We start from the raw sequence: 19429 nt of genomic DNA, 5'->3' as shown, positions 1-19429 counted from the left end.
CTAGGCCGGGAATCGGCCGTGCAGTACCGAATCGGCTGCGTCGCGGTCTACCATCCTGTGTAGTAGATGCTGGGGCGGCCCACGGCCGGCCCGGGAGGAGTTAATCCGTGAGGATGCGCGAGACCCGCCTGGTCGGCGAGGCCGGCGGACCCGACGCCGCGACCGGCCACCTTCGCAGCTCCGCGCTGGGCTACCTCGCGCTGATGAAACCGCGGGTGATCGAGCTGCTGCTGGTCACCACGATTCCGGCCATGCTGCTGGCAGACCGGGGTCACGTCGACCTGGTGCTGATCCTCAACACGCTGTTCGGCGGGATGCTGGCCGCCGGCGGGGCCAACGCGCTGAACTGCGTCGCCGACGCCGACATCGACAAGGTCATGAAGCGCACCGAGCGCAGGCCGCTGGCCCGCGCGGTGGTGCCCCGCAGCCACGCTCTGGTGTTCGGGCTGGCGCTGTCGGTCGGGTCGTTCTTCTGGCTGTGGTGGACCACCAACCTGCTCTCCGCCCACCTGGCCGCGGCCACCATCGCGTTCTACGTCCTGGTCTACACCCTGCTGCTCAAACGCCGCACCTCGCAGAACGTGGTCTGGGGCGGGGCGGCGGGCTGCATGCCGGTGATGATCGGCTGGTCGGCGGTCACCGGCACGATCGGCTGGCAGGCGCTGGCGATGTTCGCCATCATCTTCTTCTGGACGCCGCCGCACACCTGGGCGCTGGCCATGAAATACAAAGAGGACTACGCCGCCGCCGGCGTGCCGATGCTGCCCGTGGTGGCCACCGAACGCGAGGTCACCCGGCGGGTCGTCATCTACACCTGGCTGACGGTCGGCGCCACACTGGCGCTGGTTCCGGCGGCGGGCTGGCTGTACGCCGCGGTCGCGGCGGCCGCGGGCGCCTGGTTCCTGACCATGGCCCACACGCTGCACGCCGGCGTGCTGCGCGGCGATCCGGTCAAGCCGCTGCGGCTGTTCCTGCACTCGAACAACTATCTGGCCGCGGTGTTCTGCGCCCTGGCCGTCGACTCGGTCATCCCGCTGCCGCTGCTGTTCGGATGAGGAGTCCGGATCATCGCGGGCTGAACATCTCTCAGGGAAGCAGAACGATCGAACCCGTGGTCCGGCGGGCCTGCAGATCCTCGTGCGCGCGCCGGGCGTCGGCCAGCGGGTAGTGACCCCCGACGGTGATGACGATCGATCCGTCGGCGACGGCGTCGATCAGCTCGCCGGCGCGCCAGGCGAATTCGTCGGGCGTGCGGATGAAGTGGGCCAGATTCGGGCGGGTGAGGTACACCGATCCGGCCGAGTTGAGCCGTTGCGGGTCCACCGGCGGCACCGGCCCGCTTGAGGCGCCGAACAGCGCCAGCGTGCCGCGGACGGCCAGGCTGGCCAGGCTCGCGTCGAACGTCGAGGCTCCCACCCCGTCATAGACCGCGGCCACCCCGCGGCCGTCGGTCAGATCGCGCACCCGGGCGGCGAACCGGGCGGGGGCATCCGGGTCGGGGTAGTCCAGCACCTCGACGGCACCGGCCTGGCGGGACAGTCCGGCCTTCTCCGGCGTGGACGCCGTGGTGATCACCCGTGCGCCCAGGCTGGTTGCCCACTGGGTGAGGATCAGGCCGACGCCGCCCGCTCCGGCGTGCACCAGGACGAAATCGCGGGGCTGCACCTGGTAGACCGACTTGATCAGATAGTGCGCCGTCATACCCTTCAGAAGAGCCGAGGCGATGTGGTCGGACTGCACCGAGTCCGGCACGTAGGCTACGAAATCTGCTGGTGCGCAGCAGTATTCGGCGTAGGCACCGACGGCGTTGGCGGTGACCACGCGGTCGCCGACGGCGATCGCGGCCACGTCCTCGCCGACCGCCGACACCGTGCCGCATACCTCGGTGCCGACCACGAACGGCAGTTCGCGCGGATACAGGCCGGAGCGGAAGTAGGTGTCGATGTAGTTGACACCGATCGCGTCGGCGGCGATGAGCACCTCGCCGGTCCCCGGCTTCGGCAACGGCTTGTCGACGTACTGGAGAACTTCCGGACCGCCCGTCTGGGCGACTTCGACCGCGTGCATGTCACTATCATCGTCCCGGTGAAGCTGGCCCGGCCGAATATCTTCCATCCGCGTATCGTGCTGGCCGGCTGCCGGCAGTTGCCCGACGGCGACGGAGACGACGCCGGCCTGGTCGGTGCGTTGCGCAAACGAGGCCTGCATGCCCGGTGGATGGCCTGGGACGACCCGCGCACCGAGGACGCCGACCTGGTCATCCTGCGGGCGGCGTGGGACTACGCCGAGCGGCGTGAGGAGTTCCTGGCCTGGACCGCACGGGTGCGCAACCTGCTCAACGCGCCGCCGGTGGTGGCGTGGAACAGCGACAAGCACTACCTGGAGGACCTCGCAGCCGCCGGGATCCCGACGGTGCCCTCGACGTTCGTCGAACCCGGCGGGACGGTCTCACTGCCGCGCGGCGAGGTGGTGGTCAAACCCGCGGTTGGCGCGGGGTCGATCGACACCTACCGGTTCGCCGGTCCCGCCGGCGCCGCCAAGCACGCGGAGGCGCTGCTGGCCGCCGGACGCAGCGTGCTGGTGCAGCCCTACGACGCCCGGGTCGAGCGCGGCGAGACCGCGCTGGTATTCCTCGGCGGTGAGCAGTCGCACGCCTTCATCAAGGGGCCGATGCTTGCCCCGGCGGGCGCCGACCCGAAGCTGGACCCGTCCGGGACCTTCGCGTCGGAGACCCTCAGCCCGGCCGATCCGGACTTCGAGATGTGGGACACCGGCCATGCGGTGCTGGACGCTGCCGCGTCGCATCTGGGCATCGCGCGCACCGAGTTCCTCTATGCCCGCGTCGATCTCATCGGCGGTGTCGATGACGCGGTCCTGCTCGAGCTGGAGCTGATCGAACCCTCGCTTGGGTGGCGGCAGCTCGACGAGCCCACCCGCGAGCTACGGCAGCGCAGCTTCGCGCTGCAGGTCGAGTCCGCGTGCGAGCGACTCGGGCTCGGCCCGCTGTCGCATCGAGGCCCATAGCGCGGCGGTCCCCGCGGTGCAGGCCGCAGCCCCGGCGACGTGCAGCGCCACCAGGACCGCAGGCACCCCGGTGTGGTACTGCACGACCCCGACCAGCGCCTGGGCGGCGACCAGAACCAGCAGCATCTGCAACCGGTGTCGCACCGGCACAGGCGCGCGAACCGCCAGCAGCCCGGCCGCCAGTCCGACCAGCAGGCTGAGGTAGGCGACCAGCAGCGAGGCGTGGGCATGGGTCAGGGTGACGACCTCCACCTCCAGGCGCGGCACGGTGCGCTGCGGACTCTTGTCCCCGGCGTGCGGGCCGGCGCCGGTCACCAGAGTGCCCGCCACCAGAGTCGCGGCCAGCGCGATGCCGACCAGAACGGTCAACTGCCGCAACGGCTTCGGTACCCGCTGCACGGGGATGCCGTCGTCGGGTTCGCCGATCTTGACGTAGAGCAGGGTCGCCAGCCACACCATCGCCATCGACACCAGCAGGTGGATCGCCACCGTCCACCACAGCAGGCCGGTACGGACCGTGATTCCGCCGATGACGGCCTGCAGCACGGTGGAGGCCGGCATCAGCCAGGCGTAGACGAGTATTTCCCGGCGCCGCCGGGCGCGGGTCACCGCCAGCACCGCGAGCATCGCCGTGATGACCACCGCGAAGGTGATCAGCCGGTTGCCGAACTCGACGGCCTGGTGGATGACGGGGACCTCGGCGTGGGGAACCGGGGTGAAACTGCCCGGGAAGCACTCCGGCCAGGTGGGGCAGCCCAGGCCGGAGGCGGTGACCCGAACGATCGAGCCGGTGACCGAGATCAGGGCCTGGCTGAGCAGCACAGCCGCCGCGATGACGCGCTGGGTGCGCAGGCTGGGCAGCGGAAGCCGGTCCACCAGCCGCCGGATGACGCCCACGCGCGGAATCGTATCCATCAGGTGAACCTGAACCAGCGCAAGGCGGCGGCCGCCGCGACCGCCCCCCAGATCGTCAGCACCGCGATGCCGAACCAGTCCACCGACACCGCGGTCGCCTGCGAGAGCGCCTCGGTCAGCGCTCCGGCCGGGGTCAGTCGCGCCGCCCAGGACAGCGCGCGGGGGATGGCGCCGGTCTCCAGGGTGAGCGCGCCGAATCCGGCGGAGACGAACCACAGCAGGTTGGCCAGCGCCAGGACGATCTCGGCGCGCAGCGTGCCGCCCAGCAGCAGGCCCATCGCCGTGAAGGCGGCGGTGCCCAGCGCGATGACCGCCGCGCCGAGCAGCAGACCGGCCGGCTGCGGCCGCCAGCCCAGCGCCAGGCCGATACCGCCGAGCAGAAGCGCCTGCAGGAACACCACCGTCACGACCGCCAGGACCTTGCCGGCGACGATGCCCCATACCGGAAGTGGTGTCGCGCCAAGTCTTTTCAGCGCACCGTAGCGGCGGTCGAAAGCCACCGCGATGGCCTGGCCGGTGAATGCCGTCGAGATCACCGCCAATGCCATGATGGCAGGCACGAAAACCGCCACCCGGTGCTCGCCGAACGCGCCCAGTGGCAGCACGGTGAGTCCGATCAGCAGGGTGATCGGGATGAACATCGTCAGCAGCAGCTGCTCTCCGTTGCGCAGCAGCAGCTTGAGTTCCAACGCGTACTGCGCGGCCAGCATGCTGGTGACGCTGCTTGGGCGCGGGTCCGGGGTGAAGGTCCCGGCTGGGAAGAGCTCCGCCGTCACGACCGCAGTTCCTTCCCGGTCAGGTCGAGGAAAACGTCCTCGAGGCTGCGCTGTTCCACGCGCATGTCGGTGGTCAGGATGTTCAGCCGGGCGCACCAGGCGGTCACCGTCGCCAGCACCTGCGGGTCGATCTTGCCCTCGACCAGATACTCCCCGGGCGAGGCCTCGGTGGCCCGGTAGCCCTCCGGCAGGGCCGAGACGAGCAGCGAGAGGTCCAGCTTGCGCGGCGCGGTGAAGCGCAGCTGATCCTCGGCGCCGCTGCGCATCAGCTCCGCGGGCGTGCCCGCGGCGACCGTCGCCCCGTTGTCGATGATCACGATGTGGTCGGCCAGTTCCTCGGCCTCCTTGAGCTGGTGGGTGGTCAGCACCACCGTCACGCCGTCGCGGCGCAGCGCGGCGATGAGTTCCCACACCACCAGCCGGGCGTGTGCGTCCATGCCGGCGGTCGGTTCGTCGAGGAAGACCAGTTCCGGCCGTCCCACGATCGCGCAGGCCAGGGCCAGGCGCTGCTGCTGACCGCCGGACAGCCGCCGGTAGGTGGTTCGCGCGGCGTCGGTGAGGCCCAGGGTGTCCAGCAGCCAGTCCGGGTCCAGCGGGCGCGCGGCGTAGGCGGCGACCAGGTTGAGCATCTCGCCCGCGCGGGCGGCCGGGTAGCCGCCGCCGCCCTGCAGCATGACGCCGATCCGCTCCCGCACCCTGGCGTTGTCGGCGACCGGGTCGAGCCCGAGCACCTCGATGGTCCCGGAGTCCGGCCGGGCGAAGCCCTCGCACATCTCGATCGTGGTGGTCTTCCCGGCTCCGTTCGGCCCGAGCAGGGCGAGCACTTCGGCGCGGCGGACGTCGAGGTCCAGACCGGACACAGCCAGAGTGGATCCGTAGCGCTTGGTCACCCCGCGCAGTCGCACCGGGGCGGGGGAGCCAGAACTCACGGGTATTCAGCGTAGGCGTCGGGGCGGGGGGTGGGCGTCAGAGGCTGGGCCGAGGCGCCGGCGCGTGGGCCGGTCTGGAGGTCCTCGCCGCTGTAGCGCTCGTCGGTGCCCGGGACGTAGCGCCACGGCAGCCGGTTGCGGGTCAGCCAGATCAGCAGCGCGACGATCACCGCGCTGGCCAGGGTGGCGTCCAGGATCTGGAACAGCGCGAAGCGGTCGCCGTTGGCGGTCGGGCCGAAGATGCCGACGATGAGCGTGACGGCGATGGTGGCGATCCGGAATCCGGGCCGGGTCGCCCAGGCCGCCAGCGGGATGATCGCCCAGAGCAGATACCAGGGCTGCACCACCGGGAACAGCAGCACGGTCGCACCGAGGGCCACGCCGAGTCCGCCGACCGGCAGCAGCCGGCCGCGCAACACCGCCAGCAGCAGCCAGCTGACAACAACCGCGATGATCAGCACGCCCATGGCGCGGGTCAGCGACAGCACCGAGGTGGTGTGGTCGCCCAGGCCCAGCAGGATGCCGACCTGGCCGGTGGCCAGCGCCAGCAGGGTCGGCGGCGACATCCAGCTGCGCACCACGTTGGCGGTGCCCAGGGTGTACAGCCACCCGAAGCCCAGGCCGCTGGCCCACCCGATGACGGCCATCACCGCCAGCGAGACCGAACCCATCAGCGCGCCCGCCGACAGGAAGGCCTTGACGTTCCCGCCCCACCGGTGCCCCAGCGCCATCGCGGTGAAACCCAGCGCGAGCAGACCGGGCAGTTTCACCTGTGAGGACATCGTGATCAGCACCGTGCCGGCCAGCAGCAGGCCCAGCGGGGCCCACCGCGACCAGTCCGCCCGGGAGTGCGGCCAGTGCGCCGGCCGTGGCAGCAGGGGGGCGGCAGAGCTGATTCCGCGCAGCGCGACCTCGGTGCCGGTGAGCATCAGCCCGAGCATCAGTGCCTCGTTGTGGATCCCTGCCACCAGGTGCATCAGCAGCAGCGGGTTGGCGGCCCCGAGCCAGAGCGCGGTGACCTCGGCCACGCCGCAGCGCTGGGCCAGTCGTGGTGTGGCCCAGACGATCAGGCCGACGCCGATCAGCACGACCAGCCGGTGGCAGAGCACCGCACCGACGACGTTCTCCCCGGTGAGTCTGGAGATGCCGCGGCCGATCCATAGGAACAGCGGTCCGTACGGCGCCGGCGTCTCCCGCCAGAGGCTGGGCACCGAGAGGGTGAAGACATGGTCGAGGCCCAGCCCCGGTGCCGGACCCACTTTGTAGGGGTCCAACCCGATCCGGGCGATCTGGCTCTGCGCGATGTAGGAGTAGACGTCCTTGCTGTACATCGGCGGCGCGATCAGCAGCGGCACCATCCAGACCAGCAGCGTGCGGTCGAGCTGGCTGCGCGACATGCGCCGCGGCCCGAGCGCGAAGCGCCCGAGCATCAGCCAGGCCAGCGCCATCATCACCGCGCCGGTGGTGGTCATGGTCAGTGAGACGGTCTGGATCCGGGACGGCAGGTTGAGCAGTCGCACCCCGAAGGTCGGGTCCTGGACCACCGGGCGGGCGCCGGCACCCAACGCCCCGATGCCCATCAGCACCGTGCCGGTCGCCCCGAACAGCCGGGTGCGGTGCATCGCCCGCAGTTCGGCCTCGTTGAGCGGCGCGGCACTGATCCGCTCGTCGCCGTGCAGGCTGGCGATGGTGGAGTACAGGGAACGCCGGCGGCCAGCCACTTTTGTACTCTATCGGCTCTGCCGAAGTGCTCTATCGGCTCTGCCGGCCAGGGCCGTTCGGCCCGAGGCGGGCGCCGGGCGACGGAGCAAGTGAGGCTGCACTAACTAGACCGGGCCTACCAATTGCGACACACTGTTGTTGTGAAAATCCTGCCCGACGAGTCGCCCGTTCACCGGGTGTCGGTGCAGGACGGCCAGACGCGGCGGGAGATCGTGCGCCTGCTGCTGGAGTCGGGGTCGATCACCGCCGCCCAGATCGGGCGCGAGCTGGGGATCTCCGCCGCGGGCGTGCGCCGTCACCTCGACGTCCTGGTCGACGGCGGTGACGCCGAGTCGCTGCCGGCCGCGGCCTGGCAGCACTCCGGCCGGGGCCGGCCGGCCAAGCGCTACCGGCTCACCGCCGCCGGCCGGGCAAAACTCGAACACGCCTACGACGATCTGGCCTCTGCGGCCATGCGCCAGCTTCGCGAGATCGGTGGCGACCAAGCCGTGCAGGCCTTCGCGCGGCGCCGCATCGACGCCATCCTCGACGGGGTGGCGCCTGCGGGCGCCGGCGTCGAAACCGACCTCGAAGACGCCGCCGGGCGGGTCGCCGACGCCCTGACCCGGGCCGGCTACGCCACCACCGCGACGCGGGTGGGCGGGCCGATCCAGGGCATCGAGATCTGCCAGCATCACTGTCCGGTGTCCCACGTGGCCCGGGAATTCCCGGAACTCTGCGAGGCCGAGAAGCAGGCCATCTCCGAGGTGCTCGGAACCCATGTGCAGCGGCTGGCCTCGATCGTCAATGGTGACTGCGCCTGCACCACCCACGTCCCGCTCAGCCCGAGTGCCGACCCGGCAACACCCGACAAGCAAGGAGTGTCGTCATGACGACGTCCCCGGAGGTCCAGCCACTCAGCCAGGAGGAGACCATCGCCTCCCTGGGCCGCTACGGCTACGGCTGGGCGGACGCCGACGTGGCCGGCGCCAGTGCCCAGCGCGGACTGTCCGAGGCGGTGGTCCGTGACATCTCGGCGAAGAAGAACGAGCCCGAGTGGATGCTCGACATCCGTCTCAAAGCGTTGCGCACCTTCGAGAAGAAGCCGATGCCCAACTGGGGTTCGGACCTCGAGGGTATCGACTTCGACAACATCAAGTACTTCGTGCGCTCCACCGAGAAGCAGGCGACCTCGTGGGAGGAACTGCCCGAGGACATCAAGAAAACCTATGACCGCCTTGGCATTCCGGAAGCCGAGAAGCAGCGTCTGGTGGCCGGCGTGGCCGCTCAGTACGAATGCCTGGCCGGGGACACCCGGGTGTGGACCGCCGATCGCGGACAGATTCCCATCAAGGAGATAGTTCCCGGGGACAGGGTCTTCGCCTACGACGAGGATCGCGAGTGCTTCGTGGTGGCCCCGGTCAAGTCGGCCGCGCAGACCGACACCAGGCAGACGCACACCGTCACCACCATGCGCCGCAGCGTCCGGGCCACCGACAACCACCCCATGCTGGTGCTGCGCGACGAGCGCAAGCCCGGCCGGCAGCGGGCCCGCTACGCCCGGCGATGGGTGACCGTCGGCGAGATCCGTCCCGGGGACTTCATCGCCGTGCCGCGGCGGATGCCCGAATTCGGTGCGCCCGCCCGGCTGCCGGCGGTGCCCGGACTGCGGACCCCGGCCACCAGCTGTGTCGATCTGATGTGGCTGCTGGGGCTGTTCGTCGGCGACGGGAGTCTGCATCGGTCCACCAAGGCCTGCCGGGTCCAGTTCGCCATCCCCGCGAGCGACGCCGAATTGCGCGCCGTGCTGAGCGGGGTCGTCGGGGAACTGTTCGGCCTGCGCTGCATCGAAGCCGACGAAGGCCGAGTGGTGGTCAACTCCAGAGCGCTGACGGAGTGGATCACCGAACTCGGCTTTGCCGGAGTGTCGCCGACCAAGCGGGTTCCGGACTGGGTGTACTCCCTGCCGGTCGACCAGCGTCTGGCGTTCCTGGGTGGCTGGGTCGACGCCGACGGTTACGTGCGGCCCGAGCGCAGCGGCTCGATCATGCTGACGTCCGCTGACGAACCGCTCATCGGGCAGGCCCGCGAGCTCGCCGAACTCTGCGGGCTGCGGGCAGCCGGGCCGTGGTCGTCCACCCGGCCCCACCGTCACGCACCCGAGCGCGTCCAGACCGCCTGGCGCGTGGGCATTTCCGGTGACTTCGAACGGCTCGGGTGCCGCAACCCCGAGCGCACCGGCCGGTTGGGCCGCCGCGCCTGCGTCCACACGTCGAACGCCGCGCACACCAATGAGTGGCTCGGCTTCGAGCGGGTGAAGTCGGTCGAACCCCACGAGGTCGAACCCGTCTTCGACATCGAGGTCGACGGCCCGCACAACTTCCTCGCCGAGGGACTGGTGGTGCACAACTCCGAGGTGGTCTACCACCAGATCCGCGAAGACCTCGAGGCGCAGGGGGTGATCTTCCTCGACACCGACACCGGCCTGAAGGAACACCCGGAGATCTTCAAGCAGAACTTCGGCACCGTGATCCCGGCCGGCGACAACAAGTTCTCCGCTCTCAACACCGCGGTGTGGAGCGGCGGGTCCTTCATCTACGTCCCGCCGGGCGTGCGGGTCGACATCCCCCTGCAGGCCTACTTCCGGATCAACACCGAGAACATGGGCCAGTTCGAACGCACGCTGATCATCGCCGACGAGGGCTCCTACGTGCACTACGTGGAGGGCTGCACGGCGCCCATCTACAAGAGCGATTCACTGCATTCGGCGGTGGTGGAGATCATCGTCAAACCCCATGCCCGCGTGCGGTATACGACGATCCAGAACTGGTCGAACAACGTCTACAACCTGGTCACCAAGCGGGCGCGCGCCGAAGCCGGGGCGACCATGGAGTGGATCGACGGCAACATCGGCTCGAAGGTCACCATGAAGTACCCGGCGGTGTGGATGACCGGTGAGCACGCCAAGGGCGAGGTGCTCTCGATCGCGTTCGCCGGCGAGGGGCAGCACCAGGACACCGGCGCCAAGATGCTGCACCTGGCTCCGAACACATCCAGCAACATCGTGTCCAAGTCGGTGGCCCGCGGCGGCGGCCGCGCCTCCTACCGCGGACTGGTGCAGGTCAACAAGGGCGCCCACGGGTCGCGCTCCAGCGTGAAATGCGACGCCCTGCTGGTCGACACCATCAGCCGCAGCGACACCTACCCCTACGTCGACATCCGCGAGGACGACGTGACGATGGGGCACGAGGCCACCGTCTCCAAAGTCAGCGAGGACCAATTGTTCTATCTGATGAGCCGCGGGCTGACCGAGGACGAGGCGATGGCCATGGTGGTGCGCGGGTTCGTCGAGCCGATCGCCAAGGAACTGCCGATGGAGTACGCCCTGGAACTCAACCGGCTGATCGAATTGCAGATGGAAGGCGCCGTCGGCTGATGACGTCAACACTGGCAGTCAACAAGGGCGAGCAGTTCGCCTCCTTCGACGTCGACGCCTTCGAGGTGCCGGGCGGTCGCGACGAACTGTGGCGGTTCACCCCGCTCAAGCGGCTGCGCGGCCTGCACGACGGCACCGCCGCTCCGACGGGGAATCCCACGATCACCGTCGCCGACCAGACCGGTGTCACCGTCGAGACCGTCCAGCGCGGAGACGAACGCCTCGGGCAGGGCGGTGTCCCCGCGGATCGGGTTGCCGCGCAGGCATTCTCGTCGTTCCAGACCGCCACCATCGTCACCGTCGGCCGGGGCGCACACACCCAGATGCCGGTGGACATCACCGTCACCGGTCCCGGCGCCGGCAAGACCGGATACGGACACCTGCAGGTGCGGGTCGAGGAACTGGCCGAGGCCACCGTCGTCGTCGACCTGCGCGGCAGCGGCACCTACGCCGACAACGTCGAATTCGTCGTCGCAGACGCCGCCCGGCTGACGGTGGTGTGGATCGCCGACTGGGCCGAGGACGTCGTGCACGTCAGCGCCCAGCACGCCCGGCTCGGCAAGGACGCGGTGCTGCGCCACGTCGCGGTGATGCTGGGCGGCGACGTCGTGCGGATGTCGGGCACGGTGCGCTTCGATGCGCCCGGCGGCGACGCCGAACTGCTCGGCCTGTACTTCGCCGACACCGGTCAGCATCTGGAGTCCCGGCTGCTGGTCGACCATGCCCGGCCCAACTGCCGCTCGAACGTCCTCTACAAGGGCGCGTTGCAGGGCGATCCGGCCGCCAGGAAGCCCGACGCCCACACCGTGTGGATCGGCGACGTCCTGATCCGCGCCGAGGCCACCGGCACCGACACCTTCGAGGTGAACCGCAACCTGGTGCTCACCGACGGGGCGCGGGCGGATTCGGTGCCCAACCTGGAGATCGAGACCGGCGAGATCGTCGGCGCCGGCCATGCCAGCGCGACCGGCCGATTCGACGACGAACAGCTTTTCTACCTCCAGGCCAGGGGAATACCCGAGGAGCAGGCCCGCCGGCTGGTGGTGCGCGGCTTCTTCGGCGAGATCATCTCCAAGATCGCCCTGCCGGCGGTCCGCGACCGGCTGACCGACGCCATCGAACACGAACTCCAGATCACCGAATCGAAAGCGCACTCATGAGCACCCTGGAAATCAAGGATCTGCACGTCTCGGTCACCAACGCCGACGGCACCGCCAAGGAGATCCTCAAAGGCGTCGACCTCACGGTCAGGTCGGGGGAGACGCACGCCGTCATGGGCCCCAACGGATCCGGCAAGTCGACGCTGTCCTACGCCATCGCCGGGCATCCCAAGTACGCCGTGACCGCCGGGTCGATCACCCTGGACGGGCAGGACGTGCTGGAGATGAGCGTCGACGAGCGGGCCCGGGCCGGGCTGTTCCTGGCGATGCAGTACCCGGTCGAGGTGCCGGGGGTGTCGATGTCGAACTTCCTGCGGACCGCGGCGACGGCGGTGCGCGGGGAGGCGCCCAAGCTGCGGTTGTGGGTCAAGGAGGTCAAGGCCGCCATGGCCGAACTCGACATCGACCCGCAGTTCTCCGAGCGCAGCGTCAACGAGGGCTTCTCGGGCGGGGAGAAGAAGCGCCACGAGATCCTGCAACTCGGGCTGCTCAAGCCGAAGATCGCCATCCTCGACGAGACCGACTCGGGTCTGGACGTCGACGCCCTGCGGGTGGTCAGCGAGGGCGTCAACCGGTTCGCCGAGACCGAGCATGCCGGGGTGCTGCTCATCACGCACTACACCCGGATCCTGCGCTACATCCACCCGCAGTTCGTGCACGTGTTCGTCGACGGCCGCATCGTGGAGTCGGGCGGTCCGGAACTGGCCGACGAACTGGAGGAGAACGGCTACGTGCGGTTCACCCAGCGCGCCACCGCGGGGTCGTAGGCGAACCTGGTGACAGCCTCGGCGGATCTCGGCCTGCGCGACCTGGAGAAGGTCCGCGCGGATTTCCCGATCCTGAATCGGGTCATGCGCGGCGGGCAACGCCTGGCATACCTGGATTCCGGCGCCACCTCCCAGAAGCCGTTGGCGGTGCTCGACGCCGAGCGTGACTTTGTGACGACGTCCAACGGCGCGGTGCACCGGGGCGCGCACCAGCTGATGGAGGAGGCCACCGACGCCTTCGAACACGGCCGCGCCGACATCGCGGGCTTCGTCGGCGCCCGCCCGGAAGAGCTGGTGTTCACCAAGAACGCCACCGAGGCGCTCAATCTGGTGTCCTACGTGCTGGGCGACAACCGTTTCGGGCGCGCGGTCGGCCCGGGTGATGTGATCGTCACCACCGAACTCGAGCACCACGCCAACCTCATCCCGTGGCAGGAGCTCGCCCGCCGCACCGGAGCCACCCTGCGCTGGTACGGCGTCACCGGCGACGGGCACCTCGACCTGGACTCGCTGTCGCTCGACGAGCGCGTCAAAGTCGTCGCCTTCACCCATCACTCGAACGTCACCGGTACCGGCGCGCCGGTCGCCGAGCTGGTGTCACGCGCCAGGGCGGTCGGCGCCCTGACCGTTCTGGACGCCTGCCAGTCGGTGCCGCACCAGCCGGTCGACCTGCCGTTGCTGGACGTCGACTTCGCGGCCTTCTCCGGGCACAAGATGCTCGGTCCCACCGGTATCGGGGCGCTGTACGGGCGCGCCGAACTGCTCGGTTCGCTGCCGCCGTTTCTGACCGGCGGCTCGATGATCGAGACCGTCACGATGGAGTCGGCCACCTACTGCTCGCCGCCGCAGCGCTTCGAAGCCGGTACCCAGATGATCTCGCAGGTGGTCGGATTAGCCGCTGCCGCAAGGTATCTGGACCGGATCGGCATGGCCGCGGTCCAGGCCCACGAGCACCATCTGGTGGCTGCCACGCTGGAGGGACTGGCCGAGGTTCCGCAGGTGCGGTTCATCGGCCCGTCCGATGCCGGAGTCCGGCGATCGCCGGTGTCCTTCGTCGTCGACGGCGTGCACGCCCACGACGTCGGCCAGGTGCTCGACGACGACGGCGTCGCGGTCCGGGTGGGGCACCACTGCGCGGCGCCCCTGCACCGCCGATTCGGTGTCGCCGCCACGGTTCGGGCGTCCTTCGCCGTCTACAACACCCTCGAGGAGGTGGACCGCCTCATCGCCGGGGTGCGCCGGGCCGTCGACTTCTTCGGGGACCGGTGATCGCGATGAGGCTGGAACAGATGTACCAGGACGTGATCCTGGACCACTACAAGCACCCACACCACCGTGGGCTGCGGGAGCCCTTCGACGCCGAGGTCTACCACGTCAACCCCACCTGCGGCGACGAGGTGACCCTGCGGGTGGCGCTGTCCGGCGACGGCGAACAGGTGACCGACGTGTCCTACGACGGCCAGGGCTGTTCGATCAGCCAGGCCGCCACCTCGGTGCTGGCCGATCAGGTGATCGGCCAGAGCGTCGGAGACGCGACGAAGACGGTCGAGGCCTTCAGCGAGATGATCACCTCGCGGGGAACGATCCAGGGTGACGAGGACGTTCTCGGCGACGGCATCGCCTTCGCCGGGGTGTCTCGGTATCCGGCGCGGGTGAAGTGTGCCCTGCTGGGCTGGCTGGCGTTCAAGTCCGCTCTGGCCGAGGCCCGCAACGACGTGAAGGAGAGGCGATGACCGACACCGTTCCCGACGAGCTGCTGGCCGACCTCGAGGAGGCCATGCGCGACGTGGTCGACCCCGAACTCGGCATCAACGTCGTCGACCTGGGCCTGGTCTACGGCATCAACGTGGAGCAGGTCCCGGACCAGGACGGCGCCGTCGCCGTCGTGGACATGACGCTGACGTCGGCGGCCTGCCCGCTCACCGACGTGATCGAGGACCAGATGCTCAACGCGCTAGTCGGCGCCGGCCTGGTCAACGGTGTGAAGATCAACTGGGTGTGGAACCCGCCGTGGGGACCGGACAAGATCACCGAGGATGGCCGCGAGCAGTTGCGGGCTCTCGGGTTCACGGTCTAGGGCGGACCACCGGAGTTTCCGGTTGCGGGAACATCCGCGGGTGCCGGGGCGTTGGCCCTGGCATGGCTACCCGTGACCTGACCGCAGCAGACTTCAACGAGACCGTGAACGGCAACGACATCGTGCTGGTCGACTTCTGGGCGTCCTGGTGCGGCCCGTGCCGGGCCTTCGCGCCGACGTTCTCCGCGGCGTCGGACAAGCACCCCGACATCGTCTTCGGCAAGGTCGACACCGAGGCCGAGGAGCAGCTCGCCGCGGCCGCCGAGATCCGGGCCATCCCGACTCTGATGGCCTTCAAGAAGGGCAACCTGGTGTTCAGCCAGGCCGGTGCGCTGCCGGCGGCGGCCCTGGAGGATCTCATCGGCCAGATCCGCGATTTCGACCTCGACGCCGCCCTGGCCGAGCAGACCACCGATCTCTGAACCGCCGCGCGCGATAGCGTGCAGCAGTGAGTGAGTCCGGTTACGTCCTCGTCGAGCGTCCGCAACCCCGGGTGGCCCTGGTCACCCTGAACCGGCCGGAGCGGATGAACTCCATGGCGTTCGACGTCATGGTCCCGCTCAAGGAGGCGCTGGCCCGGCTGAACCACGACAACGACGTGCGTGTCGTCGTGCTCACCGGCGCCGGGCGGGGATTCTCCTCGGGCGCCGACCACAAGTCGGCGGGCTCGGTGCCGCACGTCCAGGGGCTGACGAGGCCGTCCTACGCACTGCGGTCGATGGAGGTCCTCGACGAGGTGATCCTGGCGATGCGCCGGCTGCATCAGCCGATCATCGCCGCGGTCAACGGTGCGGCCATCGGCGGCGGGCTGTGCCTGGCGCTGGCGGCCGACATCAGGGTGGCCAGCGACGACGCGTATTTCCGGGCAGCCGGCATCAACAACGGCCTGACCGCCTCCGAACTCGGGCTGTCCTATCTGCTGCCCCGGGCCATCGGCAGCTCGCGGGCCTTCGAGATCATGCTCACCGGCCGTGACGTCGACGCCCTCGAGGCCGAGCGGATCGGCCTGGTGTCGCGCCGCGTCCCGGCCGCGGACCTGCTGGCGACCTGTTTCGAGATCGCCTCCCGTATCGCCGCCTTCTCCCGGCCCGGCACCGAACTGACCAAGCGCACGCTGTGGACCGGATTGGACGCCGGTACCCTGGAGGGTCATATGCAGGCCGAGGGCCTCGGGCAGCTCTATGTGCGCCTGCTCACCGCGAACTTCGAGGAAGCGGTTGCCGCGCGCGCCGAGAAGAGGCCCGCGGTCTTCACCGACGAGAAGTAGACCGGGTAGGAGAGCGCCGTGATCACCGCAACGGACCTGGAGGTCCGCGCCGGGGCGCGCACGCTGCTGCTCGCCGAGGGGCCCGCGCTGCGGATCCAGCCCGGTGACCGCATCGGCCTGGTCGGCCGGAACGGCGCGGGCACGACCACCACCATGCGGATCCTCGCCGGGGAGGCGGACCCCTACGCCGGCACCGTGGTGCGAAGCGGTCCGATCGGCTATCTGCCGCAGGACCCGCGGGAGGGCGACCTGGAGGTGCTGGCCCGAGACCGGGTGCTCTCCGCCCGGGGCCTGGACACCCTGCTGGCGGATCTGGAGAAGCAGCAGGTGCTGATGGCCGAGGTGGTCGACGACACCGAACGCGACAGGGCCGTTCGCCGCTACGGCCAACTAGAGGAGCGGTTCTCCGCTCTCGGCGGCTACGCCGCCGAGAGCGAGGCGGGACGGATATGCGCGAGCCTCGGGCTGCCGGACCGGATACTGACCCAACCGCTACGCACGCGGCCCGGGGGCCAGCGCCGCCGGGTCGAACTCGCGCGAATCCTGTTCGCCGCCAGCGACTCCGGCACCGGCAGTTCCACCACACTGCTTCTCGACGAGCCGACCAACCACCTCGACGCCGACTCCATCGGCTGGCTGCGGGACTTCCTCAAAGCCCACACCGGGGGGCTGGTGATCATCAGCCACAACGTCGAACTGCTGGCCGAGGTGGTAAACCGGGTGTGGTTCCTCGACGCGGTCCGCGGCGAGGTCGATGTGTACAACATGGGCTGGCAGAAGTATCTCGACGCCCGCGCCACCGACGAGCAGCGCCGCCGGCGGGAACGGGCCAATGCCGAGCGCAAGGCCGCGGCGTTGCGCACCCAGGCCGCGAAAATGGGCGCCAAGGCGACCAAAGCCGTTGCCGCACAGAACATGCTCCGGCGGGCCGAGAAGATGATGGCGGCGCTGGACGCCGAACGTGTGGCCGACAAGGTGGCCCGCATCCGGTTCCCGAACCCGGCGCCCTGCGGGAAGACCCCGCTGATGGCCAAGGGTCTCACCAAGAACTACGGTTCGCTGGAGGTGTTCACCGGAGTGGACCTCGCGATCGACCGCGGCTCCCGGGTGGTGGTCCTGGGTCTCAACGGCGCAGGGAAGACCACCCTGCTGAGGCTGCTGGCGGGGACCGAGCAACCCGACGCCGGGCGGCTCGAACCAGGGCACGGCTGCAAGATCGGCTACTTCGCCCAGGAGCACGACACCCTGGACAACAATGCGACGGTGTGGGAGAACATCCGCCACGCCGCTCCGGACACCGGGGAGCAGGAACTGCGCGGCCTGCTCGGGGCCTTCATGTTCAGCGGGCCCCAGCTCGACCAGCCGGCCGGGACGCTGTCCGGGGGCGAGAAGACCCGCCTGGCGCTGGCCGGACTGGTGGCCTCCACGGCCAACGTGCTGCTGCTCGACGAGCCGACCAACAACCTCGACCCGGCCTCGCGAGAGCAGGTGCTCGACGCGCTGCGCAGCTATCGCGGAGCGGTGGTGCTGGTGACGCACGACCCCGGGGCGGCCGAGGCGCTTGACCCGCAGCGCGTGGTGCTGCTGCCCGACGGCACCGAGGACCACTGGTCCGACGAGTACGCGGGCCTCATCGAACTGGCCTGAGCCGGCGGCTTCGGCGCGCTGTTCTGCGCTGAGCGGCGATTACCGCGCCGAAGTCTGGGATGCCCGCAGCATGTTGCGCAGCACGTACTGCAGGATGCCGCCGTTGCGGTAGTAGTCCGCCTCGCCGGGGGTGTCGATGCGCACGACGGCGTCGAACTCCACCGTGGACCCGTCGGACTTGGTCGCCGTCACGCGCACCGTCTTCGGGGTCTTGCCGGTGTTGAGCGCCTCGATCCCGGTGATGTCGAAGACCTCGGTGCCGTCCAGCTTCAGCGACGACGCGGACTCCCCGGCCGGGAACTGCAGCGGGATCACCCCCATGCCGATCAGATTCGAGCGGTGGATGCGCTCGAAGGACTCGGTGATCACCGCCTTGACCCCCAGCAGCCGGGTGCCCTTGGCCGCCCAGTCGCGCGACGATCCGGAGCCGTACTCCTTGCCGCCGAGGACCACCAGCGGGACACCGGCCGCGGCGTAGTTCTGCGCGGCGTCGTAGATGAACGCCTGCGGGGCGCCGGGCAGGGTGAAGTCGCGGGTGTAGCCGCCGGAGACGTCGTCGAGCAACTGGTTGCGCAGCCGGATGTTGGCGAAGGTGCCGCGGATCATCACCTCGTGGGTGCCGCGCCGGGAGCCCAGCGAGTTGAAGTCGGCCGGCTGCACCTCGTTGGCCTCGAGGTAGAGCGCGGCCGGGGTGCCCTTCTTGATGGCGCCGGCCGGGGAGATGTGGTCGGTGGTGACCGAATCGCCGAGCAGCGCAAGGACTCTGGCGCCCTTGATGTCGGTGACGGGCCGCGGTTCGGCCGGCATGCCGTCGAAGTAGGGCGCCTTGCGCACGTAGGTGGACTTCGGGTCCCACGCGAAGGTGTTACCCGACGGGGTGGGCAGGTTGCGCCAATGCTCGTCGCCCTTGAACACGTCGGCATAGCTCTGGGCGAACATCTCCCGGTTGATCGAGGAGGCGATGGTCTCCTCGATCTCCTTCTGCGACGGCCAGATGTCGGAGAGGAAGACGTCGTTGCCGTTCTCGTCCTTGCCCAGCGGGTCGGAGGCGAAGTCGAAGTCCATGGTGCCGGCGATGCCGTAGGCGATCACCAGCGGCGGTGAGGCCAGGTAGTTCATCTTGACGTCGGGGGAGATGCGGCCCTCGAAGTTGCGGTTGCCCGAGAGCACCGCGACCACCGAGAGGTCGTTGTCGTTGACCGCGGCGGAGATCTCGTCGGGCAGCGGACCGGTGTTGCCGATGCAGGTCGTGCACCCGTAGCCGCCCAGGTAGTACCCGAGCTTCTCCAGATACGGCCACAGCCCGGCCTTCTCGTAATAGTCGGTGACCACCTGCGAGCCGGGCGCCATGTTGGTCTTGACCCACGGTTTGGTGGTCAGCCCCTTCTCGACGGCCTTCTTCGCCAGCAGCGCAGCGCCGAGCATGACCGAGGGGTTGGAGGTGTTGGTGCACGAGGTGATGCCGGCGACCACCACGGCGCCGTGGTCGAGGACGAACTCGCCGCGCTCGGCCGAGCGCACCTCGACCGGCCTGCTGGGCCGGCCGTGCGAGCCGCCGGCCGCCGACGGGCGCATGTCCACCGCACCGTTGTCGGCGAAGGACAGTGCCGCCGGGTCGCTGGCCGGGAAGGATTCCTCGTCGGCCTCGTCGAGCTTGGTGTGCGGGGCCGGGAGGTTCTCCTCGACGTAGTTGTGGATGTCCTTGCGGAAGGCCGTCTTCGCATCCGACA

General features: G+C 69.6%; 18 protein-coding genes. 12 read left to right on the top strand and 6 right to left on the bottom strand.

Translation table 11 applies throughout. The features are described from left to right. Positions 1–107: 107 nt before the first annotated feature. Positions 108–1055: a heme o synthase gene (locus ACKOQ4_RS12310; RefSeq protein WP_526292186.1), complete on the top strand. Its 948-nt coding sequence runs from the start codon at positions 108–110 to the stop codon at positions 1053–1055. 31 nt (positions 1056–1086) lie between these two features. Here the strand turns inward: ACKOQ4_RS12310 and ACKOQ4_RS12305 are convergent, their stop codons facing one another. Continuing rightward, positions 1087–2067, bottom strand: a complete 981-nt coding sequence (locus ACKOQ4_RS12305) for a quinone oxidoreductase family protein (protein ID WP_526292184.1) — start codon at positions 2065–2067, stop codon at positions 1087–1089. Positions 2068–2085: 18 nt separating this feature from the next. Between ACKOQ4_RS12305 and ACKOQ4_RS12300 the strand changes: the two genes are divergently transcribed. Continuing rightward, positions 2086–3024, top strand: coding sequence for an ATP-grasp domain-containing protein (locus tag ACKOQ4_RS12300; protein WP_526292182.1), 939 nt, complete (start codon positions 2086–2088; stop codon positions 3022–3024). Here ACKOQ4_RS12300 and ACKOQ4_RS12295 read toward each other — a convergent pair. From ACKOQ4_RS12295 to mptB, 4 genes are read right to left on the bottom strand one after another with little or no spacing between them, the layout of a single operon-like run. Further along, positions 2941–3939, bottom strand: coding sequence for a COX15/CtaA family protein (locus ACKOQ4_RS12295; RefSeq protein ID WP_526292180.1), 999 nt, complete (start codon positions 3937–3939; stop codon positions 2941–2943). The genes ACKOQ4_RS12300 and ACKOQ4_RS12295 overlap by 84 nt on opposite strands. Then, complete coding sequence (locus ACKOQ4_RS12290; RefSeq protein WP_526292178.1) at positions 3939–4715, bottom strand: ABC transporter permease; 777 nt, start codon at positions 4713–4715, stop codon at positions 3939–3941. Before ACKOQ4_RS12290 ends, ACKOQ4_RS12295 begins: the two co-directional genes overlap by 1 nt. Beyond that, positions 4712–5650 (bottom strand): ABC transporter ATP-binding protein, encoded by a 939-nt coding sequence (locus ACKOQ4_RS12285; RefSeq protein ID WP_526292244.1) that lies wholly within the window; start codon positions 5648–5650, stop codon positions 4712–4714. The genes ACKOQ4_RS12290 and ACKOQ4_RS12285 overlap by 4 nt, the downstream gene beginning before the upstream one ends. Next, positions 5641–7365 carry a polyprenol phosphomannose-dependent alpha 1,6 mannosyltransferase MptB gene (gene mptB / locus ACKOQ4_RS12280; RefSeq protein WP_526292176.1) on the bottom strand — a complete coding sequence of 575 codons (1725 nt, stop codon included), beginning with the start codon at positions 7363–7365 and terminating at the stop codon, positions 5641–5643. Before mptB ends, ACKOQ4_RS12285 begins: the two co-directional genes overlap by 10 nt. Positions 7366–7506: 141 nt before the next feature. On the opposite strand from mptB, the gene ACKOQ4_RS12275 reads away from it, so the two are divergent. The 10 genes from ACKOQ4_RS12275 (at position 7507) to ACKOQ4_RS12230 (ending at position 17699) form a co-directional block, all read left to right on the top strand. Continuing rightward, positions 7507–8238 (top strand): helix-turn-helix transcriptional regulator, encoded by a 732-nt coding sequence (locus tag ACKOQ4_RS12275; protein WP_526292174.1) that lies wholly within the window; start codon positions 7507–7509, stop codon positions 8236–8238. Then, complete coding sequence (gene sufB / locus ACKOQ4_RS12270) at positions 8235–10781, top strand: Fe-S cluster assembly protein SufB (RefSeq protein ID WP_526292172.1); 2547 nt, start codon at positions 8235–8237, stop codon at positions 10779–10781. The genes ACKOQ4_RS12275 and sufB overlap by 4 nt, the downstream gene beginning before the upstream one ends. Continuing rightward, on the top strand, positions 10781–11941 hold the full coding sequence (sufD, locus tag ACKOQ4_RS12265) for a Fe-S cluster assembly protein SufD (RefSeq protein ID WP_526292170.1): 1161 nt from the start codon (positions 10781–10783) through the stop codon (positions 11939–11941). The genes sufB and sufD overlap by 1 nt, the downstream gene beginning before the upstream one ends. Then, positions 11938–12708, top strand: coding sequence for a Fe-S cluster assembly ATPase SufC (gene sufC / locus ACKOQ4_RS12260; RefSeq protein ID WP_526292168.1), 771 nt, complete (start codon positions 11938–11940; stop codon positions 12706–12708). Before sufD ends, sufC begins: the two co-directional genes overlap by 4 nt. A 33-nt stretch (positions 12709–12741) precedes the next feature. Further along, complete coding sequence (locus tag ACKOQ4_RS12255) at positions 12742–13977, top strand: cysteine desulfurase (protein ID WP_526292242.1); 1236 nt, start codon at positions 12742–12744, stop codon at positions 13975–13977. Next, complete coding sequence (sufU, locus tag ACKOQ4_RS12250) at positions 13977–14441, top strand: Fe-S cluster assembly sulfur transfer protein SufU (RefSeq protein WP_526292240.1); 465 nt, start codon at positions 13977–13979, stop codon at positions 14439–14441. Before ACKOQ4_RS12255 ends, sufU begins: the two co-directional genes overlap by 1 nt. Further along, positions 14438–14785, top strand: a complete 348-nt coding sequence (locus ACKOQ4_RS12245; RefSeq protein ID WP_526292166.1) for a metal-sulfur cluster assembly factor — start codon at positions 14438–14440, stop codon at positions 14783–14785. The genes sufU and ACKOQ4_RS12245 overlap by 4 nt, the downstream gene beginning before the upstream one ends. Positions 14786–14847: 62 nt before the next feature. Then, positions 14848–15207 carry a thioredoxin gene (gene trxA, locus ACKOQ4_RS12240; RefSeq protein ID WP_526292164.1) on the top strand — a complete coding sequence of 120 codons (360 nt, stop codon included), beginning with the start codon at positions 14848–14850 and terminating at the stop codon, positions 15205–15207. Between the two features lie 26 nt (positions 15208–15233). Beyond that, positions 15234–16052, top strand: coding sequence for an enoyl-CoA hydratase (locus ACKOQ4_RS12235; RefSeq protein ID WP_526292162.1), 819 nt, complete (start codon positions 15234–15236; stop codon positions 16050–16052). 18 nt (positions 16053–16070) lie between these two features. After that, positions 16071–17699: an ABC-F family ATP-binding cassette domain-containing protein gene (locus tag ACKOQ4_RS12230; protein WP_526292160.1), complete on the top strand. Its 1629-nt coding sequence runs from the start codon at positions 16071–16073 to the stop codon at positions 17697–17699. Positions 17700–17738: 39 nt separating this feature from the next. Here the strand turns inward: ACKOQ4_RS12230 and ACKOQ4_RS12225 are convergent. Further along, positions 17739–19429, bottom strand: a 1691-nt coding sequence (locus tag ACKOQ4_RS12225) for an aconitate hydratase (protein ID WP_526292158.1), incomplete at its 5' end; no start/stop codon positions are given.

The sequence above is a fragment of the Mycobacterium sp. genome, from assembly GCF_046095365.1.
Lineage (GTDB): Bacteria > Actinomycetota > Actinomycetes > Mycobacteriales > Mycobacteriaceae > Mycobacterium.
This window is presented reverse-complemented; position numbering and strand designations above follow the sequence as displayed.